General features: G+C 62.0%; 17 protein-coding genes and 1 tRNA gene. 5 read left to right on the top strand and 13 right to left on the bottom strand.

Going from position 1 to position 17,399, the window contains the following annotated elements; all coding sequences use genetic code 11:
- Nucleotides 1-31: 31 nt before the first annotated feature.
- From ASILVAE211_RS09340 to ASILVAE211_RS09305, 8 genes are all read right to left on the bottom strand, one after another.
- Nucleotides 32-604, bottom strand: coding sequence for a Maf family protein (locus ASILVAE211_RS09340; protein ID WP_227321277.1), 573 nt, complete (start codon nt 602-604; stop codon nt 32-34).
- Nucleotides 601-819 carry a translation initiation factor IF-1 gene (gene infA, locus ASILVAE211_RS09335; RefSeq protein ID WP_227307622.1) on the bottom strand — a complete coding sequence of 73 codons (219 nt, stop codon included), beginning with the start codon at nt 817-819 and terminating at the stop codon, nt 601-603. The genes ASILVAE211_RS09340 and infA overlap by 4 nt, the downstream gene beginning before the upstream one ends.
- A 132-nt stretch (nt 820-951) precedes the next feature.
- Nucleotides 952-2,757, bottom strand: coding sequence for an allophanate hydrolase (gene atzF / locus ASILVAE211_RS09330; RefSeq protein WP_227321031.1), 1,806 nt, complete (start codon nt 2,755-2,757; stop codon nt 952-954).
- Nucleotides 2,758-2,881: 124 nt separating this feature from the next.
- A complete protein-coding gene (infC, locus tag ASILVAE211_RS09325; RefSeq protein ID WP_227321276.1) occupies nt 2,882-3,421 on the bottom strand; it encodes a translation initiation factor IF-3 in 540 nt (179 codons plus the stop codon).
- Between the two features lie 178 nt (nt 3,422-3,599).
- Entirely contained in the window at nt 3,600-5,546 is a 1,947-nt protein-coding gene (gene thrS / locus ASILVAE211_RS09320) for a threonine--tRNA ligase (protein ID WP_227321030.1), read from the bottom strand.
- Nucleotides 5,547-5,629: 83 nt separating this feature from the next.
- A complete protein-coding gene (locus tag ASILVAE211_RS09315; RefSeq protein ID WP_406566036.1) occupies nt 5,630-6,787 on the bottom strand; it encodes a 5-(carboxyamino)imidazole ribonucleotide synthase in 1,158 nt (385 codons plus the stop codon).
- Nucleotides 6,784-7,323, bottom strand: a complete 540-nt coding sequence (gene purE, locus ASILVAE211_RS09310) for a 5-(carboxyamino)imidazole ribonucleotide mutase (RefSeq protein ID WP_227321029.1) — start codon at nt 7,321-7,323, stop codon at nt 6,784-6,786. The genes ASILVAE211_RS09315 and purE overlap by 4 nt, the downstream gene beginning before the upstream one ends.
- A 42-nt stretch (nt 7,324-7,365) precedes the next feature.
- Nucleotides 7,366-7,569, bottom strand: coding sequence for a YdcH family protein (locus tag ASILVAE211_RS09305; RefSeq protein ID WP_227321028.1), 204 nt, complete (start codon nt 7,567-7,569; stop codon nt 7,366-7,368).
- A gap of 185 nt (nt 7,570-7,754) precedes the next feature.
- On the opposite strand from ASILVAE211_RS09305, the gene ASILVAE211_RS09300 reads away from it, so the two are divergent.
- On the top strand, nt 7,755-7,931 hold the full coding sequence (locus ASILVAE211_RS09300; RefSeq protein ID WP_227321027.1) for a YdcH family protein: 177 nt from the start codon (nt 7,755-7,757) through the stop codon (nt 7,929-7,931).
- A 98-nt stretch (nt 7,932-8,029) separates the two neighbouring features.
- Here the strand turns inward: ASILVAE211_RS09300 and ASILVAE211_RS09295 are convergent, their stop codons facing one another.
- From ASILVAE211_RS09295 to ASILVAE211_RS09280, 4 genes are all read right to left on the bottom strand, one after another.
- Nucleotides 8,030-8,611: a DUF1013 domain-containing protein gene (locus ASILVAE211_RS09295; protein WP_227321026.1), complete on the bottom strand. Its 582-nt coding sequence runs from the start codon at nt 8,609-8,611 to the stop codon at nt 8,030-8,032.
- 180 nt (nt 8,612-8,791) lie between these two features.
- On the bottom strand, nt 8,792-9,391 hold the full coding sequence (locus ASILVAE211_RS09290) for a GNAT family N-acetyltransferase (RefSeq protein WP_227321025.1): 600 nt from the start codon (nt 9,389-9,391) through the stop codon (nt 8,792-8,794).
- A gap of 63 nt (nt 9,392-9,454) precedes the next feature.
- The gene (gene ettA / locus ASILVAE211_RS09285; protein ID WP_227321024.1) at nt 9,455-11,134 is read right to left on the bottom strand and encodes an energy-dependent translational throttle protein EttA; all 1,680 of its coding nucleotides are present in this window, start codon (nt 11,132-11,134) and stop codon (nt 9,455-9,457) included.
- 88 nt (nt 11,135-11,222) lie between these two features.
- Nucleotides 11,223-11,295: transfer RNA gene (locus ASILVAE211_RS09280), tRNA-Ile, on the bottom strand.
- Nucleotides 11,296-11,417: 122 nt separating this feature from the next.
- Between ASILVAE211_RS09280 and ASILVAE211_RS09275 the strand changes: the two genes are divergently transcribed.
- The 3 genes from ASILVAE211_RS09275 (at nt 11,418) to ASILVAE211_RS09265 (ending at nt 14,409) form a co-directional block, all read left to right on the top strand.
- Nucleotides 11,418-12,734: an MFS transporter gene (locus tag ASILVAE211_RS09275; protein ID WP_227321023.1), complete on the top strand. Its 1,317-nt coding sequence runs from the start codon at nt 11,418-11,420 to the stop codon at nt 12,732-12,734.
- Nucleotides 12,735-12,812: 78 nt separating this feature from the next.
- Complete coding sequence (ppa, locus tag ASILVAE211_RS09270; protein ID WP_227321022.1) at nt 12,813-13,346, top strand: inorganic diphosphatase; 534 nt, start codon at nt 12,813-12,815, stop codon at nt 13,344-13,346.
- A 76-nt stretch (nt 13,347-13,422) separates the two neighbouring features.
- A complete protein-coding gene (locus tag ASILVAE211_RS09265) occupies nt 13,423-14,409 on the top strand; it encodes a DUF6635 family protein (RefSeq protein WP_227321021.1) in 987 nt (328 codons plus the stop codon).
- 38 nt (nt 14,410-14,447) lie between these two features.
- Here the strand turns inward: ASILVAE211_RS09265 and ASILVAE211_RS09260 are convergent, their stop codons facing one another.
- Nucleotides 14,448-15,887, bottom strand: a complete 1,440-nt coding sequence (locus tag ASILVAE211_RS09260; protein ID WP_227321020.1) for a hypothetical protein — start codon at nt 15,885-15,887, stop codon at nt 14,448-14,450.
- A 489-nt stretch (nt 15,888-16,376) separates the two neighbouring features.
- Here ASILVAE211_RS09260 and ASILVAE211_RS09255 point away from each other — a divergent pair, with 489 nt between their 5' ends.
- Nucleotides 16,377-17,288 carry a dihydrodipicolinate synthase family protein gene (locus tag ASILVAE211_RS09255; protein WP_227321019.1) on the top strand — a complete coding sequence of 304 codons (912 nt, stop codon included), beginning with the start codon at nt 16,377-16,379 and terminating at the stop codon, nt 17,286-17,288.
- Nucleotides 17,289-17,399 lie beyond the last annotated feature (111 nt).

Below are 17,399 nucleotides of genomic sequence, written 5' to 3'. Positions count from 1 at the left end.
CGCCTTTTTTGTGCCGAAGCGGTGAGGGGCGTCAAAGCCCCAGCAACTGCGCCGTCTCATGCAGCGGCAGGCCGACGACGCCGGAATAGCTGCCCGCGATATAACGGATGAAGGCTGCGGCCTGGCCTTGAATGGCATAGCCGCCAGCTTTGCCCTGCCATTCGCCGGTCGCGATATAGGCGTCGATCTCGGATTGGGAGAGGCGGGCGAAGATCACCACGGTTTCGACCAGCTTCTCCCGTATCGCTCCGCCGTCGCAGACGGCAACCGCCGTCAGCACGCGATGCCGGCGGCCTGATAGGAAGGTCAGGCAATGCCGCGCCTGCTCTTCCGTTTCTGCTTTGGGCAGAATGCGCCGCCCGGCGGCGACCACGGTATCGGCAGCCAGAATGCGAGCGTCAGGGAGCAACTGGGCGACGGCCAAAGCCTTGGCCCTGGCGACGCGCCTGGCATAGACGCGCGGCAACTCACCCCGAACCGGTGTCTCATCGACATCGGGGGCGAGAATACGATCGGGCGTCAGACCAAGCTGGGCGAGAAGCTCAAGGCGGCGGGGACTGGCAGAGGCCAGAACCAGGCCGCGATCAGGCTGGGTTCTTATTATTTGAACCGGAAGGTGATGCGACCCTTGGTGAGGTCGTAGGGCGTCATTTCAACATTGACGCGATCGCCGGCGAGCACGCGGATGCGGTTCTTGCGCATCTTGCCGCTGGTATGGGCCAGGATGACGTGGTCATTGTCGAGTTTCACGCGAAACATGGCGTTGGGCAGAAGCTCCGCAACCATACCGCTGAACTCGATCATGTCCTCTTTTGACATAGATCGGTAATATTCCTCTTATTGTCGTCGGTACTGCCGTAAATGGCGTGCCGCCTCGTTCCGGTCAAGCTTTCCCTCATCTTGCCGAGACCTGGTACTAACAGGGCTGTCAATCAGCCGTTGCAGGGCCTGCTACTGGGCAAGCGACCGCAGATAGCGGGGCCAATAGCCGAATCCGCTGACATCTGGCGCGGCCGCCGTCGAAACGCCGCCTTCGCAGATGAAGCCGAGCGAGGATTGCCCTTCCGCCAGTCTGACGGTGCCAAGGCCGAGCGGGGATGTGATGGTCGCCAGGAAGGCGCCGAGGGCGGCGCTCGGCAGAGACCAGATTTCGCCCTCGATCACCGCGCCGCCGTCGCCGATATCGATCAGGCCGGGGCGAAGAATGCGGCCTGGAATGGCGACCATTTTGTAGCATGCGGCGGTGTGGCAGGCGCGCTGAAAGCGGCCGCCGAGACCGCGCAGCTGCGGGTTCAGCGGCTGGCCGGTCAGATGAGCACCGAAGACCGCGATTTCGATCTCCGGCTGGCTGCTCACGGCCGGCACGACGGCGGCATCAGGTTGCGGCAGGCCGGTGGCACCCAACGGGGCGCCCGTGGCCTTGTGCATGCTGTATGCGACGGCAGCCAGTTTCGCGTCATGCCAGGCTGGGCCGATCAGCGTCACGCCAGCCGGAAAGCCATTCGGCTTGAAGCCGCTCGGCACGGCGATGGCGGCAAGGTCCAACAGATTGGTGAAGTTGGTGTAGTAGCCGAGGTCGGTATTGCGGGCGACCGGCTCGGCCTCCAGATCCGCCAGGCTGAAGGCGCTACCCGTGGTCGGCACGAGCAGAAAATCGGCCGACTGCCACACGGGGGCAATCGTCTGCCGTAGCTCTTGCAGCCGGTATTGCGCCTGGAAGATCTCGACCGCCGTGGGAGCCAGCCCGACTTCCACGATCTTGCGCGTGACCGGGTGCAGCACATTGGGTTCGACCGCCAGAAGCGGGCCGACGGCGGCCGTGCGCTCGGCGGTCCAGGGCCCGTAAAGCAGATTCGCGGTCTCCACCCAGGGCAAGAAATCGATTTCGATCTTGGTGCCGCCCAAGGCTTCCGCGCGGGCGACGGCTTCGGCGAATAGCGTCCGCGCGTCTTCGTCGCCAAAAAACTTCAGCTCCGCCTGATGCGGCACGGCGAAGGTGAAGGCCGCCGGCGCGGCGCGCAGCGCGGCCTTGAACCCGGCCGGAGCAGCGACGGAATAGGCGTCAGCCGCGTCGAACCCACCCGCCACGTCGAGGACGGATAACGCATCCGGCACCGTCAGCGCGAAGATGGAGACGCAGTCGATGGAGCGGCAGGCCGGCACCATGCCGGTATTGCTGATCAGGCCGCGCGTCGGTTTCAAGCCAACGAGATTATTGAAGGCGGCCGGCACCCGGCCGGACCCGGCCGTATCTGTGCCGAGCGCGAAGCTCACCAGCCCGGCCGCGACTGAGACGGCCGAGCCGGAGCTTGATCCGCCCGGCACCATCGCCGGGTCAAACGTATTGCGGGGAATGCCATAGGGGGAGCGGACGCCGACCAGCCCAGTTGCGAACTGGTCCAGATTGGTCTTGCCGATAACAATGGCGCCGGCAGCCACCAGCTTGTCCACCACCGCCGCCGAGGTCGGAGGATGATATTCGAAGGCCGGGCAGGCGGCGGTCGTGGGCAGGCCCGCGACATCGATATTGTCTTTGACGGCGAAGGGAATGCCGTAAAGCGGCAGAGCGGCAATGTCGCCCAGGCGCGCGGTGAGTGCCTCAGCCTCGACCATCAGCACGTCATCCGTGGCGCGGGAAATCCAGATGGCGGGATCGTCGATGGCGGCGATACGCCGCAGCGCCTCGGCGATGACCTGCACGGGCGTCAGGCTGCCGCTCAGATAAGCGGCACGCAGATGGGCGATATCAAAGGACATTCCAGGCATAATCGACCCCGATCGGATAATCGGGGTCGATATATACAAGATCGGGGCCATTCAAGATCAGGGCCAGCGGTCAAGACCAAACCGGCTCTGGAAGGCCTGACGATGCGATCCGCGCTCAGCGCGGAGTCAGCACCATGACCATCTGACGGTTTTCCATCTTGGGCATCTGCTCGACCTTGCTTTGATCGTCCATGTCGCCACGGATACGTTCCAGCACCTTCACGCCGATGTCCTGATGCGCCATTTCACGACCACGGAAGCGCAGGGTGACCTTCACCTTGTCGCCCTCGCCGATGAAGGACTTCATGGCGCGAAGCTTCACCTGGTAGTCGTTCTCGTCGATATTCGGCCGAACCTTGACCTCTTTAATCTCGACGACCTTCTGGCGCTTCTTGGCTTCGTTCTTCTTTTTTTGTTGTTCGTATTTGAACTTGCCGAAATCCAGGATCTTCACGACCGGCGGTTCAGCATTCGGGCTGATTTCCAGCAGGTCGAGACCCACCTGAAACGCACGCTGCATCGCGTCGCGGGCGCTCATCACGCCGATCATCTCGCCGTCCTGGTCGATAAGGCGGACCTGCGGCGAGCGGATTTCTTCATTCACACGCGGACCGTCGTTACGCGGCGGTTGGGGCGCTTGGGGTGGCCTAGGGATGGAGCTCTCCTGTCGATGTGTAGGACTTGGTAGGCAATGTTGATGGGGTGGAACGGATAGCGCTCCGCACGGCGGGATGCAATCACATCCACCCAGACGCAGCATATATCAATGATGGCGGCGCCTCTTCGCAAGAGGCGCCGGGATCAAGCCAGCTTTGTCCGGATCGAGGCGGCGGTTATGCGGCCGTAGGCTCGGCCGGGCGCAGGTCGGGCGGCAATGCCTCGGCGCCGAGCAGATCGACGGCTTCCATCAGTCCCATCACCGTCTGCTTGTCGTCGCCCAGGCGGCGCAGGCTGACCTGTTCCAGCTCCGCCTCGCGGCGGCCGACCACCGCAATCACCGGCACATGCGCAAGCGAGTGTTCGCGCACCTTGGCGTTGATCTTCTCATTGCGCAGGTCGGTCTGCACGGAAAGGCCGCGCGCCCGCAACAGGGCCGCGACTTCCTCGGCATAGTCATTGGCGTCCGACACGATTGGGGCGACCACCACCTGCACCGGCGCCAGCCAGAGCGGGAAGCGGCCGGCATATTGCTCGATCAGGATGCCAAGGAAGCGCTCGAAACTGCCCAGGATCGCGCGATGCAGCATGACCGGGCGATGCTTGGCCCCGTCCTCGCCGATGAATTCGGCGTCCAGACGCTCCGGCAGGATATAATCGACCTGCAAAGTGCCGCACTGCCAGTCGCGGCCGATGGCGTCGCGCAGCACGAATTCCAGCTTCGGACCATAGAAGGCGCCTTCGCCGGGATTGTCCTCATAGGCGATGCCGGCTTCGCGGCAGGCTTCGTGCAGGGCCTTTTCGGCGCGATCCCACTGCTCATCGGTTCCGGCGCGGGCATCCGGACGGTCGGAGAACTTCACGCGGAATTCCTCGAAGCCGAGGTCGCGATAGATCGCCGAAAGCAGGGTGACGAACCGCACCGTTTCGGAGCCGATCTGGTCTTCCGTGCAGAAGATATGCGCGTCGTCCTGCGTGAAGGCGCGCACGCGCATGATGCCATGCAGCGCGCCCGAAGGCTCGTAGCGGTGGCAAGCGCCGAATTCGGCCATGCGCATCGGCAGCTCGCGGTAGGAGCGCAGGCCCTGGTTGAAAATCTGCACATGGCAGGGGCAGTTCATCGGCTTCAGCGCCAGCGTGACGTCAGGCTCTTCGTCGACCGTCGCCACGAACATGTTCTGGCGATACTTTTCCCAGTGGCCGGAATGTTCCCACAGGGTGCGGTCAACCAGCTGCGGCGTCTTCACCTCGGCATAGCCGTTGGCATCCAGGCGGCGGCGCATATAGGCTTCCAGCGTCCGGTACAGGCGCCAGCCTTTGGAATGCCAGAACACCGATCCTTGGGCTTCGGATTGCATGTGGAAAAGGTCCATGGCTTTGCCGATGCGGCGATGGTCGCGGCGCTCGGCCTCTTCCAGCATCTTCAGATAGGCGTCGAGCTCTTTCTGGTCGCGCCAGGCGGTGCCGTAGATGCGGCTGAGCATGGCGTTGCGATGATCGCCGCGCCAATAGGCCCCGGCGACCTTCTGCAGCTTGAAGGCGGTGCCGACATCGCCGGTGCCGCGCATATGCGGGCCACGGCACAGGTCGATCCAGTCACCCTGCTTGTAGAGGGTGATGGTCTCGGTCGGCGGCAGGTCCTGGATCAGCTCGGCCTTGTAGCGTTCGCCCTTCTCCCGGAAGAAGGCGATGGCCTCGTCGCGGTCCCAGACTTCGCGCGTGAAGGGCGCGTTGGCCGCAATGATCTCGCGCATCTTCGCTTCGATCTTGGGCAGATCTTCCAGCGTGAAGGGCTCGTTGCGGGCGAAATCGTAATAGAAGCCGTTTTCGATGGACGGGCCGATGGTCACCTGCGTGCCGGGGTACAGCGCCTGCACGGCCTCGGCCAGGACATGCGCCGTATCGTGGCGGATCATCTCCAGCGCTTCCGGGTCTTTGCGGGTGATGAAGGCGAGGCTCACATCGGAATCGATTTCGCGGGCGAGGTCGAGAATCTTGCCGTCGACGCGCATGGCCAGCGCCGCGCGGGCCAGACCCGGTCCGATATCCGCCGCCACCGTAGTGCCGGTGACGGGGCCTGCGAAATGTCGCACGGAGCCGTCAGGCAGGGTGATGGCGGGCATGGCAAATCTTCCGGTTTAAGGGCCGCGATGGATAAGGGCGCCTATCTAGGGTGCAGGCCCCATGGCCGGCAACCCTCAGCCGCTCAGTCCTGCTGAGCGGTTGGTTCGGCCAGCGGTCCCAGGGCGGCATTGATGCCGAAGGGGCCGGGCAGGCTGCCTTTGGGGAAAAGCCGGTTCACATGGCCCATCTTGCGGCCTGCCCGTGCTTCCGCCTTGCCGTAGTGATGCGGGATCAGGCCTTCGGCCGCGACGATTTCAGGCCACAGCGCCATGTCATCCGGCCCGATGAGGTTCTTCATCATGGCGTCGGAATGCCGACCAGCGGCCGGCAGCGGCAAGCCGGCAACGGCGCGGATATGCATTTCGAACTGGCTGGCCGGGCAGGCATCCATGGTCCAATGGCCGGAATTATGCGGGCGCGGCGCGATTTCATTCACCCGCAGACTGCCATCGGCATCGACAAACATTTCGACGGCCAGAAGCCCGACGAGGTCCAACGCTTCCGCGACCTGACGGCCGAGCGCCTGGGCGCTGGCCGCAGCCTCTTCGGTAATCCGGGCCGGGGCGAAGGTCAGGTCCAGAATGCCGTTCTTGTGGTGGTTCTCGACCGTGTCGAAACTCGCCATCTGGCCGTCCGCGCCGCGCGCGACGACAACGCTGACCTCGCAGGCGAAATTTACCAGGCCTTCCAGCACCAAAGGCTTCGGTTCCAGGCGATGGAAGGCGGCCAGCGCCTCCTCGGGTGTGGCCACCCGCGCCTGGCCGCGCCCGTCATAGCCAAGCCGGCTGGTCTTCAGGATGGCGGGCAGGCCGATCGTCTCGATAGCCGCCCTCAGGCTGGCCTCATCGGTCACTTCCGCCCAGGGCGCGGTGGCGACACCGGCGCCGTTGAGGAAGGATTTTTCCAGCACCCGGTCCTGGCTGATGCCGAGGATTTTGGGCGAGGGGTGCACCGGCTTGAGGTCGGCGAGGAGCGAAAGGCCCTCGGCGCTGACATTCTCGAATTCGAAGGTCACGACATCGACGGCGGCGGCGAAGGCGCGAAGGGTAGCCGGATCGTCATAGCCGCCGGGCGTGATGCCGGCCGCGACCTGAGCCGCCGGGCCGTCCGCTTCCTGGGTCAGGATATGCGCGCGATAGCCGAGCCGGGCTGCGGCCATGGCCGACATGCGGCCAAGCTGGCCGCCGCCGACGATGCCGATGGTGCTTCCGGGCGCCAGACTTTTCGCCAGAAGGCTCACGCCGCCGGCTCCTCGACCGGTTCATGGCCGACGGCCGCCGTCTGCGCCGCCCGCCAGGCTTCCAGCGCTTCCGCCAGATGCGGATTGGACAGGGACAGAATGGCGGCGGCGGTCAGGGCGGCATTGATGGCGCCGGCCCGGCCGATGGCGAAAGTGCTGACCGGCACGCCGCCCGGCATCTGCACGATGGAGAGAAGACTATCCATGCCCTTCAGCGCATGGCTTTCGACCGGCACGCCGAGGACGGGCAGGATGGTCCAGGCAGCGCACATGCCGGGCAGATGGGCCGCGCCGCCGGCACCGGCGATGACGACCTTCAGCCCACGCCCACGCGCCGCCTTGGCATATTCGGCGAGCCGGTCCGGCGTGCGATGGGCCGAGACGATCCGCGTTTCATACGGAATATGCAGGGCGGCCAGGGTTTCCGTCGTGTGGCGCATGGTTGCCCAGTCGGACTGGCTGCCCATGATGACGCCGACCAAAGGCGGCTGTTTCTCAGCGTCATGAGAGGGATGGGCAGAGGGCTGAGACGTCATCTTGATCCGTGCGAGCAAAAAGAAGCGTTCTGTATCAGAACACTAGGCGATATTGTCGGGGATGAGGCGGCTTTCCAGCCGGGCGATCTCATCCTTCAGAGAAAGCTTGCGCTTCTTGAGGCGCTGGACATTGAGCAGGTCCACCGCCCCGATATCGATCATCCGGACGATGACGGTATCGAGGTCGCGGTGCTCGCTCCGAAGCTCATGCAGGCGGCGTAGCACGGTGTCACGATCAGAGAGCATGGTGCCTGTTTAGCATGAGGTCCTGGTCGCTCATACCCTTCGCGGTTGCGGCAAGGCAATCGCGATATTGTGTGCGTTTCCGCTGGAATATGACAAGCCGATGGCAGTAGCGTTTGGAGGTCCGCCCGGTTCCGTCCTGGATGGGCGGGCTTATGACCCTAAGTGCTTGTTAGAAGGGAGATCCCATGTCTCTACAGGCCCGTATTGATAGCCTTAAAGATCGCCATGCCAGCCTGGAAGCGCGTTTGGCATCCGAGGACCGCAGACCGGCCCGGGATACTGAGACCATCGGCACTCTCAAACGCGAAAAACTTCGATTAAAGGAAGAAATGGCCCGGCTTTCAGCCAGTAGCGGCCATTAGCTCCGGGATCGGCACAATCCCCCAGAATGAGAGACCAGAATGAAAAAAGGGTAGGCGCATCGCCTACCCTTTTTTTGTCCTGAACGCGGAAGCGCTGATCAGGCCGCGTCGTTTTCGGTCATCGGCGGCGGCGGCGGCGGCACCTGGCGGCCTTCCTTCAGCAGCCGGTCATTCGCCTGGGCGATGGCCTCGTTCAGGTCGCTCTGCTTGCAGAGGCCGAGGATGACGGGGTCGCGCGGCTTGATATTGGCGCTGTTCCAATGGCTGCGCTCGCGCACCTTCTGGATCGTTTCCTTGGTCGTGCCGAGCAGCTTCGACAGTTGCAGTTCCGACAGCTGCGGATAGTTGCGCAGCAGGAAGGCGATGGCGTCCGGGCGGTCATTGCGCTTTGCGACCGGCGTATAGCGGCCGCCACGGGTCTTTTTCGTGGCCGGTACGGCCGAGGCCAGGATGCGCAGGCGGGCATTCGAATCGCGCTCGCAACGGGCGATATCCTCAGCCGTCACCTGGCTATTGGCGACCGGATCATAGCCCATGATGCCCTGGGCCACTTCGCCATCGGCAATGGCCTGCACTTCCAGCGGATGCATGCCGCAGAATTCCGCGACCTGCTCGAAGGTCAGGGCGGTCTTGTCGATCAGCCAGACGGCGGTGGCTTTAGGCATCAGAGGAAGGGTCATTGTCGAAACACCTAGAATCACCCGCAGAGCGGATGTGAGGTAAGCGGTTCATGTCCGGATCAAAGCCGATATGGACGTCCGCCCCTTCGCCGGTCAAGTCGCGAAACTCTGTTATGATAGAGGGGCAGAGGCCACAAAACCGGGGCAAGCCGCCTGCGTTCAACCCTCGGCGCGCGTTTCTCAGTCTTGGCTGCTGCGGTCCCAGTGCCAGTTTTCAACGGTATAGAGGCTGGGTTCGCTGACGAAGACCAGCATCCGGTAATCATCGCGCGTGAAGGCCAGTTCGGGGGCCTCATGCATGCCGATACTCGTTAGCAGCATGGAAGACGCGGCATTCGTTTCGCGGGCGACGGCGATGACGCGGGAAATGCCGGCGCGCTCATGCGCGAAATGAAGGGCGGCGACGGCGGCTTCCCGCGCATAGCCACGACCCCGCGCCTCCGTCTCGAAGGCGAAGCGCAGCGCCATGCCGCGCCCGTCCGGCCGCCGCATGATGCCGGCGATGCCGTGGAATTCGTCCGTCAGGCGGTCGCGCGCCGACCACATGCCGATGCCGTAGGCGCCCCAGGCGCGGACATCGGCGGCCAGTTCCTCCGTCGCTTGTTCGGGGCTGCGGACCCCGCCCAGCATCATGGCGTATTCGCGCGGATCGGCCTTGAGCGCCGCGATTTCGGCCGCGTCACGGCCGGAGACGGGCCGCATGATCAGCCGCCCGGTACGCAGAACCCATGCGGGATTCCAGCCGTCCGTCGCGGGCGGGATGGTCCAGGGATCAGTCACGATGCAGGCCTTCCAGCGGAAGGGCTGGCCAAGGCGATTATCTCGCGCTGGCCGCCTGCCGCCTCAGCGGGCGAGGGGACGATACTTGATGCGATGCGGCTCGGTCGCCTGGGCGCCCAGTCGACGTCGCTTGTCCTCTTCGTAGTCCTGGAAGTTACCCTCGAACCACTCGACATGGCTGTCGCCTTCGAAGGCCAGGATATGGGTGGCCAGGCGATCGAGGAACCAGCGATCATGGCTGATGATAACGGCGCAGCCGGGATATTCGGCCAAGGCCTCTTCCAGGGCGCGCAGCGTATCGACGTCCAAATCGTTGGTCGGCTCATCGAGCAGAATGACGTTGGCTTCGCTCTGTAGCATCTTGGCCAGATGCACGCGGTTGCGCTCACCGCCCGAGAGGATGCCGACCTTCTTCTGCTGGTCCGAGCCCTTGAAGTTGAAGGCGCCGACATAGGCGCGGCTCGCGATGGTGCGCTTGCCGAGATGGATAACGTCGGTGCCGCCTGAGATTTCCTCCCAGACGTTCTTATTCGGGTCCAGGCTGTCGCGCGACTGGTCGACATAGCCGAGCTTCACGGTCTCGCCGATGCGCAAGCTGCCCTCGTCCGGCTGTTCCTGACCCAGGATCATGCGAAACAGGGTGGACTTGCCGGCGCCGTTCGGCCCGATGACGCCGACGATGCCGCCCGGCGGCAGTTTGAAGTTCAGCCCGTCGACCAGCATGCGGTCGCCGAAACCCTTTTTGAGGTCGGTCGCCTCGATCACCACGCCGCCCAGGCGGGGGCCGGGCGGGATGACGATTTCGGCGACGCCGCCGGCGCGTTCCTGGCTCGCCTGCTGCATCTCCTCATAGCGCTTGATACGCGCCTGGCTCTTGGACTGGCGGGCGCGGGGCGAGGAGGAAATCCACTCGGCTTCGGCCGCGAGCGCGCGCTGGCGGGCGCTCTCTTCCTTCTCTTCCTGGGCCAGGCGCTTGCGCTTCTGATCCAGCCAGGAGGAGTAATTGCCCTCGAACGGGTAGCCGCGGCCGCGCTCGATTTCCAGAATCCAGTTGGTCACGTTGTCCAGGAAGTAGCGGTCATGGGTGATGATCATCACCGTGCCGGCGAATTCCCGCAGCGTATGTTCCAGCCAAGCGACGCTTTCGGCGTCCAGATGGTTGGTCGGTTCGTCGAGCAGCAGCAGGTCGGGCTTTTCCAGCAGCAGGCGGCACAGGGCCACGCGGCGGCGCTCACCGCCCGAAAGCTTCGTTACCTCGGAATCGGCCGGCGGGCAGCGCAGCGCGTCGAGCGCGATTTCAATCCTGCGGTCCATTTCCCAGCCGTCGCCGGCGTCGATCTTTTCCTGCAAGGCCGCCTGTTCGGAGAGGAGAGCGTTCATCTCATCCTCCTCCATCGGCTCCATGAACTTTTCGGAGATTTCGTTGAAGCGGGTCAGCGCCGCCTTCACCACGGCGAAGGCCTCGGCCACATTCTCGCCCACGGTCTTGGTGGGGTCGAGCTGCGGCTCCTGCTCCAGATAGCCGATGCGCACGCCGTCCGCCGCCCAGGCCTCGCCACCGAATTCCTTTTCGATGCCGGCCATGATTTTGAGCAGCGTCGACTTACCGGCGCCGTTCACGCCCAGCACGCCGATCTTCACGCCTGGCAGGAAGGAGAGGGTGATGCCCTTGAAGACCTCGCGACCGCCCGGATAGGCCTTGGTCACGTCCTTCATCACATAGACATACTGGTAGGCGGCCATGGCGATGCTCCGAATGCGCGCGGGGACGTGGCTGCTGCTCTAGGCAATGTCGGGGTTAGGGGCAACCATCAAGCGAGGGCTGCTTCACTGCGCCTGGCAGGAATCGAACCCGCAACCAAGCCGTTATGAGCGGCCCGCTCTAACCGTTGAGCTACAGGCGCAGAGGACCGCATATCCCCCGAAGGGGGGCCGCTTGGCAAGCTCTGCCATGCGCATAGAACCTCTTTCGTGTAACCCCGGGTTGGGCGAAACTTTCGGTCAATCTGGGGAGAGAAACCTTTTCATGTCTTTCACGTCCACACGGACGGGGCAGGCCGCGCCTGCCATGGCGCCCGCCGGCACCGGCCGCATTGTCCTGGCCAGCCTGATCGGCACCACGGTCGAATTCTATGACTTCTATATCTACGGCACGGCGGCGGCGCTGGTGCTGGGGCCGGTGTTCTTTCCGGCCCATGTGCCGCAGGCGGAACAGCTGGCGGCCTTCCTGACCTTCGGCATCGCCTTTCTGGCGCGGCCCGTGGGCGCCTTCCTGTTCGGCCATTTCGGTGACCGCGTCGGCCGCAAATCCACCCTCGTCGCCTCGATGCTGGTGATGGGCCTGTCGACGGTGCTGATCGGCCTGCTGCCGGGCTATGCGACCGCCGGCTTTATCGCCCCCATCCTGCTCTGCATCATGCGGCTGGGCCAGGGCATCGGCCTGGGCGGCGAATGGGGTGGTGCGGCTTTGCTCGCGACCGAGAATGCGCCCGCCGGACGCCGCGCCTGGTTCGGCATGTTTCCGCAGCTAGGGCCATCCATCGGCTTTCTGCTGTCGAACGGACTTTTCCTCCTCCTGTTCAGCGTGCTGACGGAACAGCAGTTTCTGGACTGGGGCTGGCGCATACCCTTCCTGGGCAGCGCCGTGCTGGTCGGTATCGGCCTCTACATCCGTGGCCGCCTGCCGGAGACGATCGCCTTCCAGAAAACGCTGGACCGTGCCGAGCGCGTGGCCTTGCCGGTGCGTGACGTCATCACCCGGCAATGGGTGCCGCTGTTGCAGGGCGCCTTCGCCATGGTCGTCTGCTACGCGCTTTTCTATATCTCGACCGTCTTCGCGCTGGGTTACGGCACCAAGATCGGCCATATCCCGCGCCAGACCTTCCTCGGCCTGCTGTGCATCGCGATTCTGGGCATGGCAATCGCGACCCCCATTGCCGCCCTGCTGGCAGACCGCTTCGGCCGCCGCCCGGTGCTGGCGGTGGCGGCCATTGCCGCCGGCCTCTCGGGCTTTCTCATCGGGCCGCTGCTGGGCAGCGGCCAGCCCGATCTGGTGCTGCTGTTTCTGGTGATCGAACTGGTGCTGATGGGCTTCACCTTCGCGCCCATGGGCGCGCTGCTGCCGGAATTGTTCCCGACCAACCTGCGCTACTCCGGCGCTTCGGCCGCCTATAGCCTGGGCGGAATCCTGGGCGGATCGCTGGCCCCCTATATCGCGCAGCGGCTGGTGGCCTATGGCGGCCTGGCCTGGGTGGGCCATTACATCACCATCGCGGCCGTCGTCAGCCTGATCGCCGTCCTGTCCATGTCCGAGACATCTCGGCGTGATCTTGCCGATCGGTAAGGGTTTAGACTTGGCAGTGGCGCGCGAATAGACGAGGGTGCGCCCCGATTTAACTTTGATAGCAGTCCGGAGACCGTCATGGATGTGACCAAGATTCCCACGGGTAAGGCCCCGCCGGGCGACGTCAATGTGGTGATCGAAATCCCGCAGGGTTCGGCCGTGAAATACGAGGTCGACAAGGAGAGCGGCGCCATCTTCGTCGACCGTTTCCTGTTCACGCCCATGGCCTATCCGGCCGCCTACGGCTTCATCCCCGGCACGCTGTCCGAGGACGGTGACCCGGCGGACGCGCTGGTGCTGGTTCCGGCCCAGGTTGTGCCCGGCGCCGTTATCCGCGCGCGGCCCATCGGCGTGCTGTTCATGGAAGACGAATCCGGCAAGGACGAGAAGATCGTCTGCGTGCCGCATGACAAGGTGCATCCGCAGTTCAAGGATCACACCGAACTATCGACCCTGCCGGAAATCACCCGCAAGGTGATCGAGCATTTCTTCACCCGCTACAAGGATCTGGAACCCGGCAAATGGGTGAAGGTCGTGGGCTGGGGTGACCGCGCGGCCGCCGAAAAGGCGATCCTGGACGGCATGGCCGCGCATGAGGCCGCCAAGGCCTGATCACCGGTCCATTTTGTGATCGGCTGGGCTAATGAAAAGGGTGGCGCGAGCCGCCCTTTTTCTTTGACTTGACGGCATGACGGATAATCAGACGCTGGACCTGACAGCCGCCCGCGCCGCCGTGGAAGACGGGGCGCGCCGCTATTTCGCGGCCCGGCGCACGATGATCGGGCCTTTCGTGGATGCGAATTTTTCCTTCACCGGGTCGCTCGCCTTGCACCGCGCGGCGGTGGGTTGGGATATCGCCCGCGCGCCGCTGAACCTGACGCTGGCGTTGCCGCAGGTGGCGATGCAACTGGGGGCGAAGGCTGCCCGCAGGCTGCGCGCCAAGCGGGTGGAAAAGCTGCTGGACCGTTCCATTCTGCTGCCCACCGATGTGGCGGAGGAGATTGAGTGGCGGATCATGACCGTGCTGCTGGGCCTGCCGATGGCGCAGAAGCATCGGGTCAGCAATCGCAACGCCCTGACGGATGCCATTCTGGAAAGCCCGGTTCTGGAAGGGACGATTGAGACCCTGCTGGCTGAGATCGGCCGGCATCGGGCGGACCCTGCCTTCGCGGCGCGGCTGCGGGAAGCGATGGCCGAATACGGGCTGACGCGCGGCGCGGCGGCCGAGATTACGACGGGACTGCTCAACCTCGGCGCCGGCGCGCTGGCCGTGCAGAAGCTGACGCCGGGGGCGGCGACGCTGGGCCCCGCGCTGGCCGGGGTGATTTCGCAACATGTGGCGGCGTCCAGCTTTCCGCTGGGCGCCTGGGCGGCGTCCGCCTGGTATGTGGTCTTCCCCATCGCCCCCCCGGCGGCGGGGCTGGTGATGGGCACGACGGGCGGGCTGATGCTGGCCTCGGCGTCACTGGCCGCCTTCGCCGGCATCATCGCCGACCCGGTGCAGCGGCGATTAGGATTGCACCAGAAACGATTGACGAAGATGGTGGACGCCCTGGAACGGCAGTTCTTTGACCCCACTGCCCAGGGCTTCGCCGTGCATGACCATTACGTGGCCCGGCTGCTGGACCTGTTCGACATTCTGGGCGCGGCGGCGCGGGTTGTGGGCAGGGGGTGAGCCGGTGCGCTTCAGTCGGCGTGTTGCGCATGGTCGCTTCAGCTGGCGGCTCGCTGCGCCACCTTTGCTTTGGTTTTCACGCGGCGCATTGGCAGCGCCTTACCCTTACGTTGAAAATAGGCGATTTCCAGCAATGTCGGCCAGAGTTCGAGCGCCGATTTGATGAGGCTCACCTCTTCGCTCACAATTCGGCTGACATTTTGCTGAAAGAAGTCTGGCTCCAGATCATAGAGAGAGCGGCGCAGATTTTCACTGAAGCTCTTGAGGGCAATCACGCGATCTGGTGCCTCGGTCTCTTGAGCAGCCTTGGCGATACGATCGAGCAGATGATTGGCTTGATCCAGAAGATCAGCGCTATCCTGTAGACTGACGTAACCATCATAGTCGAATTGGATGCCGTGTTCTTCGACACGACTTAGCGTCATACGGATTTTGTTTTTCAGAAGACTGCAAATTGACTCATTAAAAATCTCCGCTGCCAGCGGGCTGCGCATGTAGTTGCTCTTGATATGCGTTTGCGCGGAATCCACATGCGCCGAGATGACATTGGGCTGTTGAATCCAGAGTCGGTAAATGTAATCCTCAAAACGTAGGCGGATTGGGAAAAACGGCGGCAAGCCATGAGAATTATCATAACCAGCGACACCGCAATCCATGCGCCAATTTCTATTGGTGACACAGGGACGGAAATTTACCAGCACGTAGGAATCGTTCAGCGCTTCTGGATCAAGACTTGATTCATCCTCTAAAAAAATGGAGAGATAATCGACGGCGTCAATATCATTTGTTCCTGTTCGGAATGTCTGGGCTATTTTAACCAAGGCATGTTTTGGGACTTTTCCGGCCTGCAGGCCGAGTGAATTTTCCCGAACGAAACCGAGTGAGGTATTGGATTCCAGATCCATACTGCTGTCGATCAGCAATTCGCCGCGTTCATAATTCGATGGTGCTTCAAAAGCGGTCTTGCCAAGGATATCGCGGAAGGACTGAATGATATCGAAACTTCGCCGCGTATGGCCGTTTGCACGGCGATTAATAAGCTTGCCGCGACTGATCTCCCCTTCACCCAGGGATTCCGGGCTATCCTCAATGAGGGCAAAGGGTCGCATATCATCGTCAGAACTGACGAAATGGTCGCCAATCGTGTACATCAGGCTGAAGTTGCGGTTGCCGCCGTAGCTGGGCCTGAACAGATTACGGACAAGTGCCTCGAGTTTGCGATCGCGTAATCTGCGACAGATCAGACCGATGAACTGCTCTTTCTCGGCTGGACCGATATAAAATACCTCGTTGTAAGTCTTTATTTCTTCAAGATTAGGAAAATATTTTTCGTGATTTGCGATGGATGAATCGTCGAATATCATGATCGGTACGGAATGGCCGTTATGCCAAAAATTTTCGTCGTAGGCCGTTACGGTGTCTGAGACATCGCGCAGCCTGTTGGTAGGAATGCCGAAATATAAAGTATTTTGTGTCATTCTATGTTCAGATTTTTTTTAGAAAAGAGAAGATGGCACGACTACGCATGATAGTAGCGGTGCGAATACGAATAGAGCGTCGCTCATCATGCGTATTACTGGACATTTTCTGAAATGCTACGAGCCTTGCTGCGCTATCAGCGGATCTCTGAAAACTCATTTAAAATAGAGGGAAGTTTCAGCAATGAATCACAGTATAAGAAGAATAAAAGGCTGAAAAATATATCGCGAAATCATCGCAAGCGGTGTCCTCGTCAGTGTTGTATTGACCCCTCACAAGGCTGGTAGCGGCTGCCGTTAAAAATCCATAGTAAAAAAGGGTTTTCTGCATTTAAAAGATATAAAAGCCCGTAATATATTGATTGATATGGATTTTTCTATTTCTTGTCAGGCCTGCGAACCTGCCGATTGCAGATAGTCGAAAGCGCTCGCAGGATTTGCCGCACCTGCTGTTGCACGACAGTATTCCCTGCTTTTGGATGGCGTCTCATGTCTGTCTTATTGGATTACAATCGCGTTTACACTGCACTCGTGACGCCATTCCGTGACGGTCGCATCGACGAGGAAGCGTTTCAAATATTATGTGATAAGCAGCTTGAGGCTAGGACAGATCTTGTTATCGGTTCAGACATTGGTGAAGGCCTCAGCCTGGGTGAATCTGAATTGCTGCGGCTTGTCGAGATCGCAAACGATACCTCGCGACGCCGCAGTCTGGTTTTGGCCTATCTCGATTTTTCTATGCATCGGCAAACGGATGATTTGGCGCAGCTTTTGATTCGCGGCGGTGCAGACGCGCTTATTTGTCGTTTGCCACATTCATCATCCTTTGGACCGGAGGAAGCGCAAAGCTGTATCCGGCGCGTGAGCCATGCCATCGATAGGCCTGTCTTCGTCGAGCATGGCGATGCGCTCCTCCGCCCACATATTTCGGAAGACATGATTGAATCCCTTTTCCGCTCTGATCTCATCTACGGTCTGGTTCTCAACCACCTGGATCCAATTCGTTTTTCGCGCCGACAGTCGATACTGGGGGAAACTTTTGTACAATTGATAGCGGATGACCGCCTGGCGGCTTGCCATATCGCGGCGGGCGGCCAGGGCTGGATCAGCCCAATAGGCAATGTCGCCCCCCGTGCCTGCGCTCAACTCGTTTCTACCTGGAATTTAAGCGATGTCGGACAGTTTCGTACGATTCGCGATGTCTTGATATCATCTTCGTGCGCTTTGAATGCTGTCCATCCTTCTGTGGGTTTGAAGGCTATTCTCAAGAAAAGCGGCATTGCGGACGGTTCAGTGCGCGCGCCGCTGCGCTGTCTTCATCAAACGGCGGAAAGCACGCTTCTCCACGCGGTGGCGGCCTTGCAAAACTTGGATCGCGCGGCGCGGCGCGGTCGTGATTGATTCATATATTTGCATTTAACCATTTCTGGCGGAGCGATCGTGATCGTGCGCTATAATTCTCGCAGTAGCCGCAATCTATCTCGGCAAAGGCGCGGCATAAGGTCGGGCCAA

Source organism: Acidisoma silvae (genome assembly GCF_020618775.1).
GTDB lineage: Bacteria > Pseudomonadota > Alphaproteobacteria > Acetobacterales > Acetobacteraceae > Acidisoma > Acidisoma silvae.
Note: the sequence above shows the minus strand (reverse complement) of the source record. Positions and strands in the feature narration are given on the sequence as shown.

Excerpts from the sequence above, each read along its gene's own strand:
- infA (WP_227307622.1), bottom strand. The coding sequence starts at position 819 with ATGTCAAAAGAGGACATGATCGAGTTCAGCGGTATGGTTGCGGAGCTT.
- atzF (WP_227321031.1), bottom strand. The coding sequence starts at position 2,757 with ATGTCCTTTGATATCGCCCATCTGCGTGCCGCTTATCTGAGCGGCAGC.
- thrS (WP_227321030.1), bottom strand. The coding sequence starts at position 5,546 with ATGCCCGCCATCACCCTGCCTGACGGCTCCGTGCGACATTTCGCAGGC.
- purE (WP_227321029.1), bottom strand. The coding sequence starts at position 7,323 with ATGACGTCTCAGCCCTCTGCCCATCCCTCTCATGACGCTGAGAAACAG.
- ASILVAE211_RS09305 (WP_227321028.1), bottom strand. The coding sequence starts at position 7,569 with ATGCTCTCTGATCGTGACACCGTGCTACGCCGCCTGCATGAGCTTCGG.
- ASILVAE211_RS09300 (WP_227321027.1), top strand. The coding sequence starts at position 7,755 with ATGTCTCTACAGGCCCGTATTGATAGCCTTAAAGATCGCCATGCCAGC.
- ASILVAE211_RS09295 (WP_227321026.1), bottom strand. The coding sequence starts at position 8,611 with ATGACCCTTCCTCTGATGCCTAAAGCCACCGCCGTCTGGCTGATCGAC.
- ettA (WP_227321024.1), bottom strand. The coding sequence starts at position 11,134 with ATGGCCGCCTACCAGTATGTCTATGTGATGAAGGACGTGACCAAGGCC.
- ASILVAE211_RS09275 (WP_227321023.1), top strand. The coding sequence starts at position 11,418 with ATGTCTTTCACGTCCACACGGACGGGGCAGGCCGCGCCTGCCATGGCG.
- ppa (WP_227321022.1), top strand. The coding sequence starts at position 12,813 with ATGGATGTGACCAAGATTCCCACGGGTAAGGCCCCGCCGGGCGACGTC.
- ASILVAE211_RS09265 (WP_227321021.1), top strand. The coding sequence starts at position 13,423 with ATGACGGATAATCAGACGCTGGACCTGACAGCCGCCCGCGCCGCCGTG.
- ASILVAE211_RS09260 (WP_227321020.1), bottom strand. The coding sequence starts at position 15,887 with ATGACACAAAATACTTTATATTTCGGCATTCCTACCAACAGGCTGCGC.
- ASILVAE211_RS09255 (WP_227321019.1), top strand. The coding sequence starts at position 16,377 with ATGTCTGTCTTATTGGATTACAATCGCGTTTACACTGCACTCGTGACG.